Origin of the sequence: Fibrobacter sp. (assembly GCF_045112255.1) — a bacterium.
Classification (GTDB): Bacteria; Fibrobacterota; Fibrobacteria; order Fibrobacterales; family Fibrobacteraceae; genus Fibrobacter.
The window spans coordinates 1-5013 of sequence record NZ_JBGUHR010000076.1 but is presented as its reverse complement, the minus strand read 5'-3'; the positions used below and the strand labels follow the sequence as shown (position 1 = coordinate 5013).

Sequence of the window (5013 nt, the reverse complement as noted above, 5' to 3'; positions counted from 1 at the left end):
GTATGGTTGGAATGTCTTGCTGGGTGTAGATGTTTTTGAAAATAAGTTCTTCAAGATTGTTCCTTTTGTTGGTGGATATGATCCTTGGATGGCGGGCTTGCAATATGAATTTAGACCATGGATTTCTGAAATGGGACATGATGCTCCAATTGGTGGCTATTTATCTCTTAAAGCAAAGTATGTGTTTAAATACGGTGAAAATGGTTGTGAATCGGGGACTGCTAAAGATGGCGTAATGCGTTGTTATGTCGATGGAATTCCTGCAGGTCGTGAAAGTGATAAAAAGCTAGCTAAGCATAGATTCTATCTTGGTGTAGGTTTCCATATTTGGTAGCGTTTAGAGATTTTTTCTACATTTCCCTCTATGCTTACCATTTCGGAATTCCTTCAAGAAAATTCGTTCCCTGCGATTTCGCTTTTTGAAAATGCTGATAACGAGGCCATTCACGTCAATGGTGCGTCGGTTCCGCTTGCCTCGATGATGGTGGCGAACCGTTTCTTGAAAAGTCCGCAGAACATTCTGGTGATTGCAAAAGATTACCGCAGTGCCGAAGTCTGGGTCGAGAATCTCGAAAGCATGGTGGGCGAGGAGTTTGTCCGTTTTTTCCCTTCGCTTGGCTTGAAGCCTTACGAAATCAAGGTGCCGTTTGAGGGTGTGCTCGAAGAACGTCTGAAGTTTTTCCGTGATGTTTCGCATACCGAAAAGCCGTTTGTTGTTGTTTGTCCGCTTGATGCGTTCTTAATGAAACTCCCGGAACCGGGCGAAATTATGCGTCAGGTGCGTACGCTCCGTGTTGGCGATCAGCTGGAGCCATCGTCCTTACGCCCGTGGTTCCTTGATCACGGCTTTGCGGAACAGCCGATGGTAAGCGGCGTGGGCGAGTTTTCCATTCGCGGTTGCATTGTCGATGTGAACTGCTTGCTTTATCCGCACCCGATTCGTATTGAATTTTATGGCGATGAAATTGAATCCATCCGTGCGTTTGATATTTTCTCGCAGCGCTCGTTGGAGCAGATGACGCATATCGAGTTTTTCCCGATGGGTGAATTTACGGTGCCGGAATCGGTGATGGCGGGCGAGGAATGTTCTACGGAAGCGTTGTGGTGGCATCGTCCGAATCACCAGCGCCTGGTGGCGAGCCTCCTGGATTACATGCCGCGCGCATCGCTTGTGTTCGAAGAACTTTCGCTGCTTTCGGAAACGGCTTCGAAGATGTATGGTGCATTCCGCGGCGCTTACGATGAAGCTCGCGTGGCAGATGCGGGGATTGCAGCCCCTGCGGATATTTGGTTCAAGATTGGTGAGCTTTCGCGTTTGTTTGTAGGTCGTGCATCGCTCGATATGACGCGTGTCAAAGTCGATGATGGCAACTGGCACGAAATGCACATGCGTGCGCAAGATTTTACTTCAAACGGTACGGATGCCGTTGCAAAAGAAATTGAGGAATTTTACGACAAGGGCGGTCGCGTTTATGTGATGGCGCAGACGCTTGGCGGCGTGAACCGCTTGCGAGAAATTTTTGACGGCTTGCCGGTCGAAGATTATTTTATCGGAAACTTGAGCGAAGGCTTTTGGCTTGAAGACGATAATGTCGCGTTCCTTACGGAATCAAGAATTTTAAATCGCCATGCAAACAAGGCTCGCAAACACAAGATTGCTGGCTCGGTGACGAATGCGTTGATGGTGGAATCGCTCAATCGCGGTGACCTCGTCGCTCACGAAGACCACGGCATCGGTCGCTATTTGGGCCTTGTCCGCGTTGAAGTCAACGGTGGTATGGTTGACTGTGCGTTGCTCGAATACGATGGCGGCGACCGCTTGAAGTTCCCGGTGTCGGACTTGCAAAAGATTGAACGTCTTGACCGCTCCGAAGATGTGGAAACTAAGCTCGACCGCCTTGGCAGCAAGACTTGGGAAAACATCAAGAAGCGCGTCAAGGAAAAGGTTATCAAGATTGCTCGCGATCTTGTGGAGCTTTATGCCAAGCGCGAACTCGTTGAAGGTTTCGGCTTCCCGCCTGACGGCAGCATGCAAAAGGAATTCGAGGAATCATTCGAATACGATCCGACGCCAGACCAGCTCCGTGCTACAGCCGACATCAAGCGCGACATGGAAAGCCGTCGCCCGATGGATCGCCTGATTTGCGGTGACGTGGGCTTTGGAAAGACCGAAGTTGCGATGCGTGCAGCGTTCAAGTGCGTGGCCTCGAATAAGCAGGTCGCCATTCTTGTGCCGACCACGATTCTTGCGGCGCAACATTACGAAAATTTCTGTGAACGCTTTGCCGCTTATCCGATCAACATTGCCTTGATGAACCGCTACAAGAGCGCTAAAGAAAAGAAGGAAATCTTCAAGCAGATTGCCGATGGCACGGTCAACATCGTCATTGGAACGCATGCGCTCTTGTCGAACAAAGGCGAGTTCAAAGATCTTGGTCTTTTGATTATTGACGAAGAGCAAAAGTTCGGCGTGAAGCAAAAGGAAAAGCTCCGCCAGTTCAGACTGTCCGTGGATACGCTCAGCATGAGTGCTACACCGATTCCGCGTTCGCTGCATTTGAGCATGACGGGCGTTCGCGATATTTCGCTCATCAATACGCCGCCGATTAACCGCTTGCCGGTCGAAACAAAACTCATGCAGCGCGATGACGAAGTCTTGAAGAACGCCATTCTTGATGAACTTGCGCGTGGCGGCCAGGTGTTTGTGGTGAATGACCGCGTGCAGACGATTACAAAGCTTGCCGAAGATATCGAAGCGATGGCTCCCGAAGCGAAAGTCGCTGTGGCTCACGGCCAAATGGAAGACCACGAACTCGAACGTGTGATGGATGCTTTCCTTTCGCGCAAGTTCGATATTCTCGTGAGCACGAGCATCATTGAATCTGGTTTGGATGTGCCGAATGCGAACACGATTATCATCATGAACGCGCATCACTTTGGCATTAGCCAGCTTTACCAGATGCGCGGACGTGTGGGCCGTAGTAGCGTCTTGGCAAAGGCGTTCCTCGTTATTCCGCAGCGTGGCGAAATTTCTCAGGAATCTATGCGCCGCCTCAAGGCTCTGGAACAGTTTACCGATCTCGGTAGCGGTTATCAGCTTGCAATGCGCGACCTTGAAATTCGCGGTGCGGGCAACTTGCTTGGCCAGGAACAGCATGGCTTTATTGCCGAAGTCGGCTTTGAAACGTATGTGCGCTTGGTGCGTGAAGCTGTCGAAATGCTGCGTGGCGGCGCTCTTGAAAAGCCGATCCAGCCGCGTGTGGAAATCGGCGTGGATGCTTACCTCCCCGAGGATTACGTGGAAGACGGCCTCACGAGAATCTCGCTGTACCAACGCATTGCCCGCATCACATCGCAGGCGGATGTGCAGAACATCGAAAGCGAATTGCAGGACCGCTTTGGCCCTGTGCCAACGCCGGCAAAGATGCTTTTGCTCGTGACCGAACTTGGGCTTTTGGCAGGCCGCTTGCGCATCCAGGGGCTTGCGCTCCGTAAGGGCGTCATTGTTGCGACATTTGCTGAAACGCCGTCGCCGGACCCGAGAGTGCTGGGCGAAATCAGCAGCCTCTGCACATGCAGTATGCGTTACTTGGGCATGTCGCCGCTACAGGCGGTGTTCGAGGTCGGGCGCGGGACTCCCGTGGAAATGGCAAAAAAGACGCTCGAAGTGTTCCGAGCGTTCGCAAATATTCAGGTTCAGGCGGCTACCGTCCGTGCGGCAGATCCGTTACTCACGGCACTTGGCGTAGGCAGCACGAACTGATTCCAGACGACTTTCGAGTTCCTCAAGAAGCTCTGCTGGCTCCAGAAACGATTCGTCTGCATCGGTCTCAAAGAACACGCGTTCTTGCGGTATATGCGGAATGGCTGCAGCGGTCGATTTTTTGCGGAAACTGTCTTCGTGCAATGAAAAGAGCGCTCCATAGGGGAGGGCTTTTTTCACAAAATTGGTATCCCCGCCAAAGCGGTGGAAAATTGGGCGCGGCGCTTCTTGAATTCGCGACAGCACATGTAAATGTTCCGCTTTTTGACCTTGTGAAATCTCTTGCGGAAAACCAGCTTCTGTCAAAAGTTTCAGCACATGCATATAGTCCCCAACGCAATGAATTTGCAAATCCCGCTTGAGTTCCAAGGCAAGCCTAGCTTGCTCCATAAAAATCTGGTCTTGCGTACCGTCGTTGTATCCTGGATAGCGCTTGTCGATCCCTGCTTCGCCGACCATGGCTTGTTTGTCTTCTTTGAGATATTGGCGTAAATCAGCAAGCATTTTGTCCGTCACCTGCGTTGCTATCATTGGATGGAGTCCATAAGAGACCTTAAAGGGCTTTATTTCCGTTGAAAATTCCATTTTTAGCATGTTTACCTCGTCCCATTCCCAGGGTTCACAGGCAATAGCGACAAAATCGTAGTTTTTGTCTAAAAGCAGCTGTGTGAGTTGCCTTTTTTGGGGTAATCGAGCCAAATGAATGTGAAAATCGAACATAACAGCCCCCTATAGCTTTAAAATACAAAGAAATTATGGAAAATCAAAATTATTCGCTTGTTTTTTCGGGCAAAAAAGCCTAGTTTAAGTCTGTTGGTGCGCCAACCCAAGTTTTTTTGAACTCATCATTAAAGGAGTCGCTATGCGCGATTTACTAGAAAAAGCTCTGAATAAAGGTTTGACTGTCTGCTTTACATCTGAAAATGGCTTTGATGTCATTCGAATTTCTTCCGGTAACGAAGTTGTTGCAAGTTGCAGTCTTGGGTCGAATAGCTTCCGCGCTTCGGTCGAAGAATCCCTCCAGTCGCTTTTGCTAGACCTGGAACGCAAGGGCTTCTAGCTGTGGGCGCGGGTCGCCTTGGCGACCTTTGAGCTATGGGCTTGCAACCTTCGGTTGCTTTGGGCTTTATCATATGAAAAAATCCTGCGAGTTTATCGCAGGATTTTTTGTATAAACGAAAACCACCAGCTAGGCTGGTGGTTCCATAGAGCCTTCTGGCGTTGCGTCCTTGAGAAAGCAAAAAACTCTT

The 5013-nt window shown here is 50.1% G+C and carries 4 protein-coding genes; 3 read left to right on the top strand and 1 reads right to left on the bottom strand.

All coding sequences use genetic code 11. The features are described 5' to 3' along the window. Together ACJMM9_RS10625 and mfd are read left to right on the top strand one after the other, a co-directional pair. On the top strand, nt 1–334 hold a 334-nt coding region (locus ACJMM9_RS10625), incomplete at its 5' end, for a hypothetical protein (RefSeq protein WP_405326601.1). A gap of 30 nt (nt 335–364) precedes the next feature. After that, the gene (mfd, locus tag ACJMM9_RS10620) at nt 365–3763 is read left to right on the top strand and encodes a transcription-repair coupling factor (RefSeq protein ID WP_405326598.1); all 3399 of its coding nucleotides are present in this window, start codon (nt 365–367) and stop codon (nt 3761–3763) included. On the opposite strand, the gene ACJMM9_RS10615 is transcribed toward mfd, so the two are convergent. Next, nucleotides 3728–4483 carry a TatD family hydrolase gene (locus tag ACJMM9_RS10615; protein WP_405326595.1) on the bottom strand — a complete coding sequence of 252 codons (756 nt, stop codon included), beginning with the start codon at nt 4481–4483 and terminating at the stop codon, nt 3728–3730. The genes mfd and ACJMM9_RS10615 overlap by 36 nt on opposite strands. A 142-nt stretch (nt 4484–4625) precedes the next feature. Between ACJMM9_RS10615 and ACJMM9_RS10610 the strand changes: the two genes are divergently transcribed. Next, nucleotides 4626–4823 carry a hypothetical protein gene (locus ACJMM9_RS10610; protein ID WP_088639690.1) on the top strand — a complete coding sequence of 66 codons (198 nt, stop codon included), beginning with the start codon at nt 4626–4628 and terminating at the stop codon, nt 4821–4823. The last annotated feature ends 190 nt before the right edge of the window (nt 4824–5013 follow it).